This window comes from Nocardia sp. NPDC019219, from assembly GCF_040632645.1.
Classification (GTDB): Bacteria; Actinomycetota; Actinomycetes; order Mycobacteriales; family Mycobacteriaceae; genus Nocardia; species Nocardia sputorum.
Window position 1 is genome coordinate 1 of record NZ_JBEYCG010000005.1, and the last position, 15,387, is coordinate 15,387.

General features: G+C 68.3%; 16 protein-coding genes. 8 read left to right on the forward strand and 8 right to left on the reverse strand.

The window, feature by feature from the left end; translation table 11 throughout:
• Positions 1–152 (reverse strand): NAD-dependent epimerase/dehydratase family protein (locus ABZ552_RS11590; RefSeq protein WP_357437214.1); only part of this gene is annotated, 152 nt, incomplete at its 3' end.
• Between the two features lie 32 nt (positions 153–184).
• Between ABZ552_RS11590 and ABZ552_RS11595 the strand changes: the two genes are divergently transcribed.
• The 3 genes from ABZ552_RS11595 (at position 185) to ABZ552_RS11605 (ending at position 2,070) form a co-directional block, all read left to right on the forward strand.
• Positions 185–331 (forward strand): hypothetical protein, encoded by a 147-nt coding sequence (locus tag ABZ552_RS11595; RefSeq protein WP_281881289.1) that lies wholly within the window; start codon positions 185–187, stop codon positions 329–331.
• Entirely contained in the window at positions 331–678 is a 348-nt protein-coding gene (locus ABZ552_RS11600) for a transposase (RefSeq protein WP_357437217.1), read from the forward strand. Before ABZ552_RS11595 ends, ABZ552_RS11600 begins: the two co-directional genes overlap by 1 nt.
• A gap of 432 nt (positions 679–1,110) precedes the next feature.
• Positions 1,111–2,070 carry a ferritin-like domain-containing protein gene (locus ABZ552_RS11605; RefSeq protein WP_281873251.1) on the forward strand — a complete coding sequence of 320 codons (960 nt, stop codon included), beginning with the start codon at positions 1,111–1,113 and terminating at the stop codon, positions 2,068–2,070.
• A gap of 192 nt (positions 2,071–2,262) precedes the next feature.
• On the opposite strand, the gene ABZ552_RS11610 is transcribed toward ABZ552_RS11605, so the two are convergent.
• Together ABZ552_RS11610 and ABZ552_RS11615 are read right to left on the reverse strand one after the other, a co-directional pair.
• Complete coding sequence (locus ABZ552_RS11610) at positions 2,263–3,300, reverse strand: medium chain dehydrogenase/reductase family protein (RefSeq protein ID WP_281873249.1); 1,038 nt, start codon at positions 3,298–3,300, stop codon at positions 2,263–2,265.
• A gap of 75 nt (positions 3,301–3,375) precedes the next feature.
• Positions 3,376–3,948, reverse strand: coding sequence for a TetR/AcrR family transcriptional regulator (locus ABZ552_RS11615; RefSeq protein WP_281873248.1), 573 nt, complete (start codon positions 3,946–3,948; stop codon positions 3,376–3,378).
• Between the two features lie 296 nt (positions 3,949–4,244).
• Here ABZ552_RS11615 and ABZ552_RS11620 point away from each other — a divergent pair, with 296 nt between their 5' ends.
• Positions 4,245–5,432: a serine hydrolase domain-containing protein gene (locus ABZ552_RS11620; protein ID WP_281873246.1), complete on the forward strand. Its 1,188-nt coding sequence runs from the start codon at positions 4,245–4,247 to the stop codon at positions 5,430–5,432.
• Positions 5,433–5,566: 134 nt separating this feature from the next.
• Positions 5,567–6,970, forward strand: coding sequence for an alpha/beta hydrolase (locus ABZ552_RS11625; RefSeq protein WP_281873245.1), 1,404 nt, complete (start codon positions 5,567–5,569; stop codon positions 6,968–6,970).
• On the opposite strand, the gene ABZ552_RS11630 is transcribed toward ABZ552_RS11625, so the two are convergent.
• Both ABZ552_RS11630 and ABZ552_RS11635 read right to left on the reverse strand, forming a co-directional pair.
• Positions 6,971–7,618: a response regulator transcription factor gene (locus tag ABZ552_RS11630; protein WP_281873244.1), complete on the reverse strand. Its 648-nt coding sequence runs from the start codon at positions 7,616–7,618 to the stop codon at positions 6,971–6,973.
• Positions 7,606–8,937, reverse strand: a complete 1,332-nt coding sequence (locus ABZ552_RS11635) for a sensor histidine kinase (protein ID WP_281873242.1) — start codon at positions 8,935–8,937, stop codon at positions 7,606–7,608. The genes ABZ552_RS11630 and ABZ552_RS11635 overlap by 13 nt, the downstream gene beginning before the upstream one ends.
• Before the next feature lie 523 nt (positions 8,938–9,460).
• Here ABZ552_RS11635 and ABZ552_RS11640 point away from each other — a divergent pair.
• Positions 9,461–10,216: a DUF6882 domain-containing protein gene (locus ABZ552_RS11640; protein ID WP_281873240.1), complete on the forward strand. Its 756-nt coding sequence runs from the start codon at positions 9,461–9,463 to the stop codon at positions 10,214–10,216.
• 19 nt (positions 10,217–10,235) lie between these two features.
• Here ABZ552_RS11640 and ABZ552_RS11645 read toward each other — a convergent pair whose 3' ends face one another.
• Positions 10,236–11,432 (reverse strand): hypothetical protein, encoded by a 1,197-nt coding sequence (locus ABZ552_RS11645; protein ID WP_281873238.1) that lies wholly within the window; start codon positions 11,430–11,432, stop codon positions 10,236–10,238.
• Between the two features lie 436 nt (positions 11,433–11,868).
• On the opposite strand from ABZ552_RS11645, the gene ABZ552_RS11650 reads away from it, so the two are divergent.
• Together ABZ552_RS11650 and ABZ552_RS11655 are read left to right on the forward strand one after the other, a co-directional pair.
• Complete coding sequence (locus tag ABZ552_RS11650) at positions 11,869–12,447, forward strand: hypothetical protein (protein WP_281873235.1); 579 nt, start codon at positions 11,869–11,871, stop codon at positions 12,445–12,447.
• Between the two features lie 164 nt (positions 12,448–12,611).
• A complete protein-coding gene (locus tag ABZ552_RS11655) occupies positions 12,612–14,567 on the forward strand; it encodes a GMC family oxidoreductase N-terminal domain-containing protein (RefSeq protein ID WP_281873233.1) in 1,956 nt (651 codons plus the stop codon).
• A gap of 15 nt (positions 14,568–14,582) precedes the next feature.
• On the opposite strand, the gene ABZ552_RS11660 is transcribed toward ABZ552_RS11655, so the two are convergent.
• The gene (locus ABZ552_RS11660) at positions 14,583–14,957 is read right to left on the reverse strand and encodes a DUF742 domain-containing protein (RefSeq protein ID WP_281873231.1); all 375 of its coding nucleotides are present in this window, start codon (positions 14,955–14,957) and stop codon (positions 14,583–14,585) included.
• Entirely contained in the window at positions 14,954–15,364 is a 411-nt protein-coding gene (locus ABZ552_RS11665) for a roadblock/LC7 domain-containing protein (RefSeq protein ID WP_195089227.1), read from the reverse strand. Before ABZ552_RS11665 ends, ABZ552_RS11660 begins: the two co-directional genes overlap by 4 nt.
• Positions 15,365–15,387: the final 23 nt, after the last annotated feature.

Sequence of the window (15,387 nt, forward strand, 5' to 3'; positions counted from 1 at the left end):
CGGAGTTTGATGAATTCGGCGTCGTGGGGGATTTGGCGGTCGTCGTTGCGGGAGAGGTCGTCGATGACGGTGACGTTGTGTCCGGCGTCGAGGAGCAGTCGTGTGACGGTGGCTCCGACGAATCCTGCACCCCCGGTGACCAGGATTTTCATCTGACCTGCACTTTCATGGCGAGTAGGTGGTGGTGGGCGCTGACCCAGTTGTCGAACACGCCGGAAACCTCTGCGCCGATTGCGCCTGCGCTGCCGGGTTCAAGCACGCGCTCACCGCCGACTTCTTCGACGATCCCACGATCCGCGCGGCGCTGGCAGACCACGACTTGCTCGGCTGATCGGACGCACCGGTCCGGCGACACGGTTCGCGACCGCAGTCGCCTACGCCACCTACAACGGCACCGCGCCGATCGAGATCGCCAGCGCCGACCGCCAGGTACATCGGCTCAGCCGTTACGGAGACCGGCAACTCGACGCCGCCCTCCACACCATCGCCATGGTCCAGGTCCGCATGCCCGCCAGCGCTGGCCGCGCCTATTACGACCGCAGGATCGCTGCCGGAGCATCCCCACGCGCGGCCATGCGCTGCCTGAAACGACACCTGTCCAACGTCATCTGGCGGATCATGATCGCCGACGACACCAACCGCCACCGAAGCCCAGCCGAGCCATGTTGTGCGACTTGACAACATAGAGAGGCACCCCCGGTTAGCTGGAGGGGCTGATGTTCGCCGCTGACGAGGCCGAGGTTGACGAGGATCGGATAAGCGAACTTCTGGCAGATGCCAAGACTCCAGGCAACCGCTAGGGGAAATTTGTTCGATTGGCCGTATGGTTTCCTGCATTCCTCAGCAGGAGCCGCGAGGCTGGACCGACAAAGTCATGGGTTCACTGAGCTCCGATTGTGACCGTGGCACTCTTGGTCCCGCAGCCGTAAGCGTCGAACGTTCCAAGGGGCGGGCATGCGATCTGGCCCTACCCCGCCGCACCACGAAACCGCCGAAGACGGCTCTTCGTGAGATGAAGCGTGTTACCGACCGGTAGGTGTGGGTAGTCGTGGGAGTGGTGCATCGTTGCGCCGACCCGATGCTGTCACACACCGGAGGGACGAGATTCGCATGAGCACACCCGATACCTCTACTTTGCTGGCGCAGTTGCGCGCGGTGCTGTCGTTGACCAATACCGAGCTCCAGGTCGCCGAGACCCGCATCGCCCAAGCCCGCACCGAAGCGGTGCGCCGGGAGCTGTCCGAAAACGCCGAGAACGCCCGCGCCCGCGCGCAGGCCATCGAGGCCGCCATCCGCGACCTGGGTGGAGTCCCGGAGTTGGTCGGCCCATTCCTGGGTCAGGCCGCCGCGGCGGTCAAGGCGATGGTCGAGCAGGCGCTGCCGTTCGATGAGGCCCTGCTCGGTGACCTGACTCTCGAACACCAACTGGTCGACCGCGCCCGCTACATCAAGGCCCTCGCGACCACCGCCCAGTTGCCCGAGGTGGTGGAGTTGGCGGAGCGGTTGATCACCGCGCATTCGGCGACGGTGGACTGGCTGACCACCGTCCTGGCCGAGGACGCCCTCGGCGGCCCGGCCGCGCTGCGCCGCACCCCTTTGCAGGCCGCGGCCGGGACCGCGGTGAAACTGTTCAACCTCCCGGTCACCTGGTCTGCTCGAGGCCTGGACCGGGCCTTGGACACCGTGCGTGCCACCCCACCCGCGCTGGGTGGATTACTGGCCCAAGGCGCGCGGGCGGGTGATGTCGCCGTCAAAACCCTCTCCGCGTCCCGTGACGCCGCGCTCGAAACCGCCGAGCAGGTCGCGCGCCGCGAAGGCGCCGACGCCGCCGCCGATGCCCTGCGGTCGATCCGCACCAGCGGGGTCCCCGAGCCCGGCGAGTTGCCGATCGATGACTACGACGAGCTGAACGTCTCCCAAGCCGTCGCCGAGGTGAAGGAACTCACCGACCCCGCCGACATCCGAGCGATCGTCGCCTACGAGGAGGCCCACAAGAACCGCCACGGCGTCGTCTCCGCCGCGCAAACCCGACTCGCCGCCATCGCTCAAGAAGTCGCCGGCCTCATCTAACGGCCTGAAATCGGATCCCGGCCATCCATCGGCCGCGGCGCCCATGGCCCCCCGCGGCTGGGCACACGGTTGCGACCATGCTCGGTTATCGGCAGCAGCGGCGGGGCCGCACTGACGGAACGTGGTCTATGGGGGCAGTGGCAGGTCGCGTGGTCTGGCGGGCGTGGTGGTGAAGAGGCCAGCAGGCGTGGCTCAGTGGTGGGCGTCGGCCACGATCACGACCTTGCCGACGACCGTGCCGGACTCGGCGAGTTCCATGGCGCGGGCGGCCTCGGTCAGGGGGATGCGGGCAGCGACCTGTGCGCTGAGCGCGCCTTTGGCGGCGAGGTCGAAGATGTTGCCCAAGTCCTCGGCGATGCGGCTGCGGAAGCGGGGGAGGTTGCGTTTGCCCGCCCACAGGTTGAAGAAGTGCGCGTTGCGGTGGTTGGGCAACATGTTCCACAGCGTCAGCTGGATGAGCAATTTCAGCACTGGAAGTCGTGAGTTGCCTTCGTCGTTCTTGGTGGCCGCGGTTCCGTAGGAGACCAGGGTGCCGTGCGGTGCCAGCAGGGCGAACGAGTCGCGGATGCCGGGGCCGCCGATGTGGTCGAAGACCGCGTCCACGCCGTGGGGAGCGAGCAGGCGAACCTGGTGCGCCACGTCGCCTCGGTAGTCGACCCAGGTCGCGCCGAGGGCTTCGATGGCGTCGGCGTTGCGCGCCGACGCGGTCCCGATGACGTGGATTCCGTGGGCGCGGGCCAGTTGGACGAGGGTGGAGCCCACGCCGCCGTTCGCGCCGTGCACGAGGATGGTCTGTCCGGTTCGCGCCTTCGCGGTCCGGAAGAGCATCTGCCATGCCGTGATGCCGTTGACGACGAAGGTTTCCGCCTCGGCGGCGTCGAGTCCGGTGGGGACCCGCACGAGGTCCGCGGCGTCGAGCAGGGCGTGGCTGACCCAGCCGCCGGTCTTGGTCAGCGCGGCGACGCGGCTGCCGACCAGGGCCGGGTCCACACCGGCTCCGACCGCGGTCACGATCCCTACCAAGTCGTAGCCGGGCACGAAAGGAAACGGTGGCTGGTCGTAGTACTTGCCGCGCCGCATCTGCTGCTCGGCGAAGGAGACGCCGCTGGCTTCCACTCGGACGAGGGCTTGGCCCGGCCCTGCTGCGGGCAGGTCGCGGTGGGTGATCAGCAGTCCCCGCGGCTCGACGCGGCCGGGAAGGACGATCTCGGTGGCGGTGATGGTGGACATCTGTTCTCCTAGTGTGTGACTGATCAATCACTGAATGGGTGAAAGAAATGCCCCCGAAGGGGCGGTGGGATCGGGTCAGTAATTGTTCGGGTGGCGAATGCCCGCTGTGAGGATGGTGGCCCACGGGCTGGTGTCGCCCTCCAGTCCGAGGGTGGTGATCAGGTGGCAGAGCTGCCCGAAGGCGATGAATCGTTGCACGAGTTCGTCGTCGGCGCCGGAGCGCCGTTTGGCCAGCTCGGTCACGCCGGCCAGGCCGCGGCGCAGCGCCTCGCCGATCTCCGGGACATCCGCCACGGACTGAGCATGAACCTGCAGCATCAGCAAACTCTTGTCGCTGATGAGTTCGGCGTAAGCCCCGCCCATCGCGTGCAGGATCTGCTCGGGACCGGCGCCGTCGTCGACGTGGGCGGCCCCGGAGGACATCGCCCGCTCGATGGAGTCGAAGCATCGTTCGAGCGCGGCGACGAACAGCGTCACCTTGCTGGGGAAGAGTTTGAAGACATACGCCGGGGAGATCTGCGCGGTCGCCGCCACGGTGCTGATCGGTGTGCCGTGGTAACCGGCCCGGGCGAACTCGGTGATCGCGGCGTCGATGACGGCGTCGCGACGCTGGTCCGATCGGGAGAGTGTGGCTCCGCTCCTGCTCATGTGAGTGACTGTACACTCACTCTACGGAGGCGTCAACATGTTCAGGCTGGTTGCGTCCCTGCCCCTTGTCGCCCCGAGTTTTAGCATCCGGCCCGGGCTGAGCTGGCCGGAGAGAAGACTCTCGCGTCTCGCGCAGTGGCCCCAGAACTGACCTTGCATGTAGGTGGTGCTGGCGCTACCTCCGCCCGGGTAGCGCGCACGACTGTGATTCGGGCGTGCGGGGTATGGGCCGCGCGCCTCCGGATTCCTACGCTCGATTTGGCCGAAAACCCGACCTGAAAAGGAGAAATGTCTTCATGAGCGCAATGCGGCGACATCGCCGAAGGATCGCGCTGGCCGGTGTCGGGCTGCTGGGCGCGCTCGCAGTCCAAGCATGCGGCACCGACACCGGCGACGGTGAACCAACCCGAAACGAGATGTACCGCCCCGTCACTCAGGCCCTCGACATGCTGGTTCGCAGTGGCTTCCCAGGCGCGCAGGTCACCATCGACGGCCCGGATGGCCACCGGGTGCTGACCACCGGCGCGGGCGACCTGGCCACCGGAGTGCCCATCGCCGACGATGCCCGGGTCCGGATCGGCAGCAATACCAAGACCTTCGTCGCCACCGTCGTGCTGCAACTGGTCGCCGACGGCAAGGTCGATCTCGAGGCGCCGATCGAACGCTTGTTACCGGGCGTCGTGCAGGGCAATGGCAATGACGGCAGTCGCATCACGGTCCGCCAACTGCTCCAGCACACCAGCGGCCTGCCGGACTACCTTGCCGGCGGCGATCCGGCTCTGACGGCTGTCGCGAGCACCCCGCAGCTGCGGGCCGATGCCGACGAAATCCGCTGGGCTCATTACGAACCCGCGGACTTGGTGCGAATCGCCCTGTCGATGCCGCCCCGATTCGAACCGGGGGCGCGTTCGGTCTATACGAACACCAATTACATTCTGCTCGGCATGCTGATCGAGAAGATCACCGGGCGCTCGGCCGAGCTCGAGATCGCCGGCCGCATCCTGGAACCACTGGGCTTGCGCGACACCTATTTCCCCGACGCGCGCGAGATCGGCATCCGGGGGCCGCATCCGCGCGGATATCACGAAACCGGCGGTCGCCGCATCGATTTCACCGATCTGGACTCCTCGTGGGCCGGCACCGCGGGCGCGATGGTCTCCACCCCCGACGACCTGAACCGCTTCTTCACCGCCTTGCTCACCGGGAAGTTACTGCGCGCAGCGCAGTTGGCCGAGATGAAACAGACCATCCCCTGGGACCGCGGAGAACCCGGTTCCGGTTACGGACTCGGCCTGATTCACCACCCGGTCTCCTGTGGCAAGGAGGTGTGGGGCCACGGCGGCAGCATTCCGGGCTTCGCAACCCGCAACGGCGTGGCGTCCGACGGCACCGCCGTCGTGGTGACCGTCAATCAGCTTCCGGTCGATACGGCCGCCTCTGACGCGGTGTCGAAGCTGTTCGATGCCGCTGTCTGCGCACGATGAGGAGATTATTCGTGTTTCGATACAAGCTGCCTCGGGCATTGAGCGTTCCGGTAGCGTTCGCCGTCACCGGGCTCGTCGGCGCGGGGGCGTTCACGACGACCGCCGTCGCCGATCGGGCGGGTGCGGCCGAGCCCTTGGACCGCTACTACCACCAGCCGCTTACCTGGAAGTCCTGCGATGCGCCAGGTCTCGATGGCATGGGCGCGCAGTGCGCGGATGTGACGGTGCCCCTGGATTACGCTGAGCCGCAAAGCTCTACGATTACCGTCGCCATCTCTCGCATCGCCGCGGCCGACCCGGCCCAGCGGCGTGGGGTCATCCTCTCCAACCCGGGCGGTCCGGGCGGTGCCGGCCTGGACTACTTCGTCGACACGAGCCAGGCCATGACCCCCGAGGTCCGCGCCCGCTTTGACCTGATCGGCATGGACCCGCGCGGTGTCGGGCGCTCCTCGCCGGTGAACTGTCATTGGCCGCACGGTTTCGGCCTGCAGTCCGCTGGTGTCGATGCCGAGGGATTCGCCGAATCCGTCGCCGACCAAGCCGATCTGGCGGCGCGCTGCGCCGACGCCGAGGGTGAGCGGCTGCCGCACTTCACCACTCGCAATACCGCTCGCGACATGGATGTCATCCGTACCGCGCTCGGCGAAAGCAAGATCAGTTATCTGGGCACCTCCTACGGTACCTACCTGGGTGCTGTGTATATGCAGATGTTCCCGGAACGTTCCGACCGCATGGTGCTGGACGGCGCTGTGGACCCGTACCGCTACGGCGCGGTCGGAATGGTGCAGGACATGGGCTCACCCAACGAGGCCGCGCTCGACGACTGGGCGGCCTGGACCGCTCAACGCGACGACGAATACCACCTCGGCACCACCGGTGGGGCCGTTCGTGGTCTGGTCGAGCGGCTCGTCGAACGCGCCGCCGCCCAGCCGATCCGGATCGGCGAGTACGACATCGACGAGCATTCCCTTCCCCTGGTGTTGTACATCGCCTTCGATTCGCCCCACGGCTACGGTCTTGCGGTGCAACAGATCCGGCAGCTCGCCGATGCCGCCGAAGGTAAGCCGATACGACCGGACGAGGACTTGGCGGCCAAGCTCGCTATTATCCTGCGCGCCCAGCCTCGCGACATGTCGCCTCAGATGGCTATCCTCTGCGGGGACATCGGCGCACCCCGAGATCTGGACTGGTACCGGCGCAATATCGAGGCATCCCGCGCCACCCAGCCGGTCTTCGGCGCCTTGGCGAACAACATCACGCCGTGCGCGTTCTGGGCACCGCCTGCCGAATCGCCCACCGCCATCGGCAATTCAGTGCCGAACCTGATCGTTCAGGCCACCGGCGACACCCGGACCAATTACGGCGGTGCCATCGCCATGCACCGGGCGCTCACCGGCTCTCGTATGGTCACGTTGCAAGACGTCGCCATTCACTCGATCTTCGGCCGCTATCCGAATGCCTGCGTCTACGACGCTGTGAACACCTACCTGGCTGACGGCACTCTGCCTGCCGCCGACCTCACCTGTCGCGACGACTGATCATCCGGCATTCAGATAGGCCAGCACGGCCAGCACCCGCCGGTGCCCCACCTCGTCGGCGAAGAGGCCCAGTTTGGCGAAGATGCTCCGAATATGTTTGAGCACAGCACCTTCGGTTACCACGAGGCGCTCGGCAATGGTCGCATTGTCGAGCCCCTCGGCCATGAGCGCCAGCACCTCGCGTTCGCGTGGGGTGAGCGCGGAGAGTGGATCGTCGGTCTTGCGCCACACCAGCAGCTGTGAGATCACTTCCGGATCCATGGCGGTCCCGCCCTCGGCGACCCGCCGCAGCGAATCCAGGAACCGATCCACCTTCCCGACCCGTTCCTTGAGCAGGTATCCGATCCCGCCAGCGCCGTCGCCGAGCAGTTCGGCGGCATAGCTGCGCTCGACCCAGGCCGAGAGCACCAGCACCGGGAGGCCGGGGTGAAGCTCGCGAGCCCGAACCGCCGCTCGCAATCCGTCATCGGTGAAGGTGGGCGGCAGACGCACATCCACGACCACGGCATCGGGCCGGTCGGCGGTCACCACCGAGAGAAAGTCCTCCGCATCGTCCACCGCGGCGACAACCTCGATCCCCGCCGTCTGCAACAGCAGCGCCAGCCCTTCCCGCAACAGCGCGTCGTCCTCGGCGATCACAACCCGCACGGCAGCTCCACCCGAACCTCAGTAGGCCCACCCGCCGGACTGCTCAGCACCATCCGCCCGTCCAGCGCCTCGGCCCGCCGCCGAATCCCGGCCAGCCCGCCACCCTCGGTCTCTCGTGCCCCGCCCATCCCGTCATCTCGCACCTCGACGGCCAGCAGCCCGGCATCGCCTCCGAGGGATACCCTAAGATTTTCGGCCGCGGAATGTTTAGTCGCATTAGTGATCGCCTCGGAGATGACGAAATAGGCGGCCGCTTCGACAGCCGCCGGCCACCGTGTCTTCGATCTGCCCGAATCCGGTGCCTCGGTCCTGCTCTGGCGCGCTGCGACGGCGCCGTCGAGATCGAGTTCGACCGGAATCGGGGAGCGCGCGGCCAACGCCGAAATCGCGCTCGTCAGCCCGCGATCCGCGAGCACCGGCGGATACACCGTTCGCACCACATCGCGGAGTTCGGCCAACGCAGCCTCGGCGGTGTCCTGCGCCTTGCGGACCAGGTCGGACGATGCGGCCGGGTCCCGTTCCCGCAATTGATCGGCCAGCCCGAGCTGCATGATGACCGCCGCGATCCGCGCCTGCGCGCCATCGTGCAGATCCCGTTCGATGCGTCGCAGTTCCGCCCCATGCGCGTCCAGTGCGGCGGCCCGGGTGGCGGTCAGCTCCGCCACCCGAACCGCGAGCGCAGCGCCCGGCGCCGGACCGAGAAGCGTCCGCGCCAGCAGCGCCTGCCAGCGGGCCACCGTGGGTAGCCGGAGAACGAGGACGGCCAAGGGAATCGCGATGAGCACGCTGAGCCCGGCCAGCGGCCAGGAATCGACCACGAAGCCGAAGCTGTCGACGGTGCCCGGCGGTACGATCTGCCAATAGACCGGAATCGCCAGCTGGTTCAGTACCCCCAATGGCAATCCGATCGAGAACAACGCCACCACCATGCCGGGCACCCCGTGCACGCACAGCCACGCGATATCCCGGCCGTTTGCCGGATCTCCGAAGGCGCTGACCAGTCGTTGCCGTAGGCCGCCGGTCATCGGCCGATACGCCACCACAATCGGCGCGCCCAGCCGCTTGCCGGCCCGCCGCCGTTCGAACTCGGTCAGCGGCCGGATCAACCGCAGGTATTCGGGAATCGCCGGAATACCCACCCCACCGAGGCTGGTGGCCGCGACCACGAACAAGCCGACCGCGGCGAACATGGCCGCCACGCCGGTAGCACCGCCGACCAGCAAATAGCCGATGCTTCCCGGCAGCGCCCGTAGCCGACCCGCGACCGACCATCGCACGGCCACGGGTCCGCGCTCCTGCATCGAGGCGTCGGCACTCATCCCACCAATCTACTGACCGCGGGAGCGGCCCCGCCGTGCAGATCCGCTCGGCGGTCAGCGCTGCTCGCCGCCGCAGCGTGGGTCGTTCGACGAAGCCGACCGCACCCCTCGATCTGAAGTAGCCCGCGCCGGCTCCGCCGACAGCTGCCGATCTCTGCGACGCCGCAGTGATCTCCCGCCGCCAAGCAGGCCTCGGTCAGGCCGATCTCCGGAGCCACCTGGCCGTGACGCTTTTCTTGTCCGCAGGCGATCACGACGGCAGTGGCGGCTGTCCGGGTGAGGTGTGGACACTGCGACATGGAGGTGTCCGCGCAGTCCGGGCCCGCTTTGGCGGCTGATCAACGCCGCCGGGATCGACCACAACCCCGCCGGGCACCAGCAACTTACCCACCGCCGATGGCCGATCCCGTTGCCCAGCAGGCAGCCGTCGTAGGCGCGGTGTCGCCGCGTTCCGGATGACACGCTCGCCGCGGAAGTCCGAGTGGAAGCGGAGCGGTGGCCGCGCGTTGACTACGCTGGCGCGGTGTCCCAATCCGTGCCACTGACGAGACTTCTCGATGACGCGGGCTTGTTGTCGCTCGAGCACCGGCTGCACCTCGAAGACGTGCTCGGCGCACACGTGTGGGAGGTCGACCTGGAAGGACGCCGGCTCGAATTCCTCGGCGACGAGCGCTCCTTCGTGTGCACCGACGTCCACCTGCTCGGCACGGCCGACGCCGAGACGTGGCTGTGGGGATGGGTCAATCCCTGGGATTACCCGCCGTCGTTGCTGCGTGCCGCCGAGACGGTGCGCCAGTTCGGTCTGCGGTACCGCGTGGCCGAATTGTGTTCGGCGGAACTGCCGGTGGTACACGGGGGCGCGGCGCCGGAGCCCTACCAGGTCGCCGGGCTGATGGCGGATGCCGCGAAGATCGTGTGCGGGCGCTGGAATTCCTACTGCGGGATCATCGATGGCGCGTGCGTCGCGTTCCTCGTCGAGCATCCGGCGTTCGAGCTGCCCGCGCCCACGGCGTCCGGCCTCGCTCGCGTGCTCGCCTATGGTTTCGGGGCGCTGCCGCTGACCGATCACCGGCGTGCCGTGCACAGCTACCTGACGCGGCGGGGCCTGGTCACCGAATTCCTCGACGACTACCGGTGGCTGGAATTCGGTGGCCACGGCCTCGCGGGAGAGGCCGAGTTCGACGCCTCCGGCCAGATCGCGCACCTCGACATCCGGATCGCCGTGGCGAAGAGCAACTCTCCCCTCGCGGCGAAAACCGAGTCGGCCGCCTCGCACTGAGCACGGGAGGGCCCGCCGGTCAGCTCGGCGGGAACTGCTGCTGGAACCAGCCGAGGATCTCGGGCAGCGCGGCCCGCGCGGTTCCGCCGTGGTCGAGGTCGCCCAAGTCGCTCAGCGTGGCGTTGCCGCTGCCGAGAGCTCGCAGGCAATGCTCGGCATTGGGATAGGGAACGGCGCGGTCGCCACGGGAAGCGTAGAGGTGGACGGGCACCCGCGGCGTCCAGTCGCAGGTGCCGTCGCTCTCGGCCACGGCCTTCGCGGCGGCGCCGCTCGGCTCGGTCGTCAACTGGAGGAACTGCGGGGTCAGTAGTTGCGCGGGGGTGGTGGCCAGCGAGGTCACGATGGTGATCTCGCTGTGGAAGCCGTCGAAGAGTCCTTCGACCTTGTCGGCATAGGGCAGCTGGAAGGCTTCCGCCGGATCGTCGTAGAGGTGGTGGATCCGGTTCATCGAGGTGATCCAGTAGGCGAGGAACAGTACCGCGGCGCCCGGAACCACCCGCCCGTCGAGCGCGGCGGGCGCCTGGACGTGCTGGAGGTCGTAAGGCCCGCTGATCGGGGCCAGGGCGGCGACCCCGAAGCCCGGGATCGTTCCGGCGTGCAGCGCCTTGCCGAGGGCCATCGCCGCGTGGCCGCCCTGGGAGAAGCCGGTCACCAGCACGTCCGGGTCCAGCTCCCGGCCCTGTTGGGCCGCCAGCGCGCCGGCCGCGCGCAAGAGGTCGGCCGACGCGCTGACCTCCGAGGGCGCGTGAGTGTAGGGATGCGGCCCCGGACCGTTGCCGAGACCCAGGTAGTCCGGTGCGGTCGCCGCGTAGCCCGCGGCCGCGAAGGCGACCGTCCGCAGCCGTTCGGGGAGGTTGCGGGTGTCGACCGACGGGGCGTCGCTCTTGAGCGTCATGGTCCCGTGCTCGTAGCTGACCACGCGCAGCCGCCGGGAGTCGGTGCGCGGGAGAACCACCAGGCCACTGGCGGTGGTCGGTTCGCCCTGCGGGGTGATTGTCCGGTATTCGATGCGGAATGCGTCGACACCGTTGCGGACGGGGGTGCGAATTCCGCCGTTGCCCAGAAGCGTCGCGGCCTCCTCGGCCGCCAGCCCCATCAGGGGCGTGGTCGAGACGACTTCCCCCCGAGTAGGCGGCGATTCGTGTTCGGAGTCAGCGCACCCCGCGGCGCCCAGCAGGACGACCACCGCGATTAGGCAGCGCGTCAGACGGTACATCCGTCGGTCCTCTCGATGGTGATCGGCTTCGCTCCATCATCGCGCTTGCGCGGAGAGGTCATGGAAGAGACCGGCGGGCTGCCGGATCGGCGGTCGCGTCAGGTGTCCCCGAAGACGCGCGACCGCGGCCGGAGGGAGCGACTCGCCGCGGCCGTCCGCCGCAAGCGGTGCCAGGAAGGATCCGGTGCCTGCTCGTAGCTGACGTGTCCAACTTCGATCCAACTGAGCCATAAGTAAATGACCGTTTCAATACAGCTCATCTGTCTACCTGTGGATTGAAGAGATATGTTATGGGCTATTATGATCAAGCGTTGTAGTACGGGCTGATTGCTGTCCGGAGCGGCGCAAGTCTGTCGACGCCATCCGGCCGAAGCTGTCCGGTCGGCGCGGGCAGGCGACGGCGGCTGATCGAGGGTCACCTACCCGAGGAGTGGGCATGGGCACGCTACCGGCGAGCGCGACAACCGGGATCTACTTCCGCGCGGCGGCCGCGACCCTGGTCGAGGCCGCGACGGTCCTGGCGGATTTCGGGTGCTCCCCGGTCGACGTGCCCGGGATTCTCGATCGGCTGCGCCGGGTCGAGGACGCGCTCGGCGTGGTCATCGGCAACCTGTCCACCGCTCTGGCGTCCGAGCCCGTGGTCGCCGATCGCGCGCCACTGGCCGAACTCGGACGTGCCCTCGGCCGCGTCGTCGAGCGGACGCGGGCGGCTGCCGCGGACGCCTACGTCGTCACGGCGGTGCCGGACGAGGTGCTCGAGATCGTGGTGACGATCGGCCGCTGCGCGCACCTCACCGCCGCGGCGCTGAGTGCCTGCGACCAGCCGCTGCTCGGGTCGTATCGCGCCGAACTGCTGCGTCTTGCGGTGCACGCCGAGCGGACGTTCACCCGGTGGTCGCTGTCGCGGCCGCGCGGTGGCGAGGACCCGACGGCCCGGCTCGGCGGTGCGCTCGTCTCGGTCGTCCACGCGTTCCTGGCGGTCGGGCACGCGGCGGCTGTTGTCATTCCGGCATGAACGCGCCGGGGCCGCTGGCGCTGGCGAGTCGTCATCGGGTCAGCGCTATGTGGCCCCACATTCTTTCACCAAAGCCGCCGTCAACTGGCGAAACATGTCTTTAGTTAGTGGTTGTTCATCCCTTGTGATACAACTCACTGGCGACACGAAGGGGACTGCTCCACATGGAACCAACAGCCAAGCAACGCGCGGCGATGACCAGCATCTGCGACACCTTCAACCCGGGCGACGGGTTGACGCTACCGTCGGCGAGCGCGCTCGGGGCCGTCGACACCGTCTTCGAGCTGCTGGGCCGCAACCCCCGCGAGGCCGAGCAGAAGCAACTGGCCACGCTGCTGAATCTGTGGGATTCCCGGCTGACCGGCTTGCTCACCGGCAGCGGTCCCCGGCGCTTCTCCCGCCTGTCGCAGGAGGAACGGGAACGGGCGTTGCTGCGGCTGGCCGATTCCCGCTTCGAGTCGGTGCGGGTGATCTTCCAGGCGCTCAAGCAGGCGTCGCTGTTGTCCTACAACATCACCCCCGGCCCGTCGGGCACCAACCCGCTGTGGAAGGAGATCGGGTATCCGGCGCCGTCCGGCCCGCTGCAAACGGCGCCCGCACCCGCCCTGACTCCGCTGCGCTACAGCGAGAGCGCCGAACTCCAGTGTGATGTCGTGGTCGTCGGTTCCGGCGCCGGAGGCGGTGTCGCCGCCGCGGTCCTGGCCGAAGCAGGTCTCGACGTCGTCGTCCTGGAACGCGGGAATTACTACGACGACCGCGATTTCGGCACCGGCGAACTCGGCGGGCTGCGGCACCTGTACGCGCCGGGCCCGCCCGGCTCCAGCGAAGGTCAGATCACCCTCGTCGCGGGCACCTGCCTGGGCGGCGGGACGGTCGTGAACTGGAGCACGTCGTTGCCGACGCCGCCCGACGTGCGCGCGGAGTGGGCCGGGCTGGGCGCCGCCCAGTTCGCCGAGACGGAGTTCGACGATGCCCTCGAGGTGGTGCAGCGGCGGCTCGGCGTCACCGATCGGCGGTCGGTGTTGTCGGCTCGCGACGGCGTGCTGGAGCGCGGCGCCAAAGCGCTGGGCTGGGAAGTGGACACGCTGCCGCGCAACGTCACCGACGCCTGCGACGCCGGTGTGGAGTGCGGTCGATGCGGCTACGGTTGCCGGCTGGGCGCCAAACAGTCGGTGACCAAGACCTGGCTCGCCGACGCGGCCGAGCGGGGCGCGCGACTGGTCGTGGACGCCGACGTACGGCGGATCACCGTGCAAGGCGGACGCGCGCAGGGAGTGTCAGCGGTCACCTCCGACGGCGTGGAGATCGAGGTGCGTGCTCGCGCGGTGGTGGTGGCGGCCGGAGCGATCCAGACTCCGGCGTTGCTGCGGCGCTCGGGATTGCGCAACGACAACATCGGCCGCCATCTGCGCCTGCACCCGGCGGCCGCGGTGTTCGGTGTGTTCGAGGAGGAGATCCGGCCGTGGGAGGGCGGATTGCAGACCCGGATCTGCCGGAAGCACAGCGATCTGGACGGCAACGGCTACGGCGTGATCTACGAGACCGGCCCGATTCATCCCGGGCTCGCCACCGGATTCATGAGCTGGCGCGGCGCCGCGAATCACCGCACCACCATGCTCGATTTCGGGCGGTCCAACGCGATCGGCATCATCACGCGCGACCGTGATTCGGGGACGGTGTCGGTCGACCGCAGCGGTGAGCCGGTCGTCGACTACCGGTTGTCCGACTACGACGCCGCCCATCTGCACACCGGGTTCGAAGGAGCGGCGAGCATTCTGGAGGCCGCGGGCGCTCACCGCATCTTCTCCGGGCACCAGGCCGGCGTCTCCTACGAGCCTGGCCGGCGCGGCTCGCACGCCGAGTTCGCCGCCGCGTGCCGCGCCGCCGGATACGGCCCGGGACAATGCTCCCTCGGCGCGCTGCACATCATGGGTTCGGCCCGGATGGGCGGTTCCCCGGACACCTCGGCCACCAACCCGGACGGCGCCACCTGGGAAGCGGCGAACATCGTCGTCGCCGACGCCTCCTGCTTCCCCACCTCCTCGGGCGTCAACCCGATGGTCTCGATCGAGGCGATCGCCTACATGAACGCGAAACGGCTTGCCGCGCAGCTGGTCTGAGCGGTAGCGGGACGGTCAGAGCGCGCGGATGCCGTCGAGCACCGCGCGCAGCAGGCCCAGATCCGATTCGGGGCCGGTCGGGGGCTGCGCCGACCGGACGATGAGCCTGCCGTCGTCGAGCAGGTCGCCGATGAGGACTTTCGTCATCGTCAGCGGCAGGCGCAGTCGCGCGGACACTTCGGCCACCGACTGCGGAGTGCGGCACAACTCGATGATGGCCGCGTATTCCGGTTCGGTGCGCCGCAGCGCGGTCCCGGGCGCTCCGTCGACCACCAGGGTGACCAGGTTCAGTTCCCGGCGCACCGCACGACCCCGGCCGCGGGTGATGGCGAAGAGCCGGACCAACGGTCCGGCGTCCTCCTCGTACCAGGAATCGTGCTGATCACTCATGGCTGTGTCGAAGGCTGCGGGCGCGTGTCGACCGACAGGTGTGTTCCGACTCGTTGCACCGTCTGGTTCATCTCGTAGGCCACCATACCCATATCGGCGGTCTCCGACGCCAGCAGCGCCAAGCACGCGTTGGCGCCCGCCGTGGTGACGAACAGTACCGCGCGGTCGAGTTCCACCACCGTCTGGCAGACCCCGCCCGCGTCGAAATGGTGGCCCACGCTGCGGGACAGACTGTGCAGAGCCGATGCCATCGCGCAGAACCGCTCGGCATCGGCCTTGTCCAATCGAGCCGAATGGCCGATCATCAGCCCGTCCGAGGACAGCAGCACCGCGGACTGGGCTCCGACCAGTCCGGTGACCAGCTCGTCGAGCAGCCAACCGATGCCGGTTCCCTGGGAGGTAGTCATCGTCGCCTTCCGAAGGTGGGTGG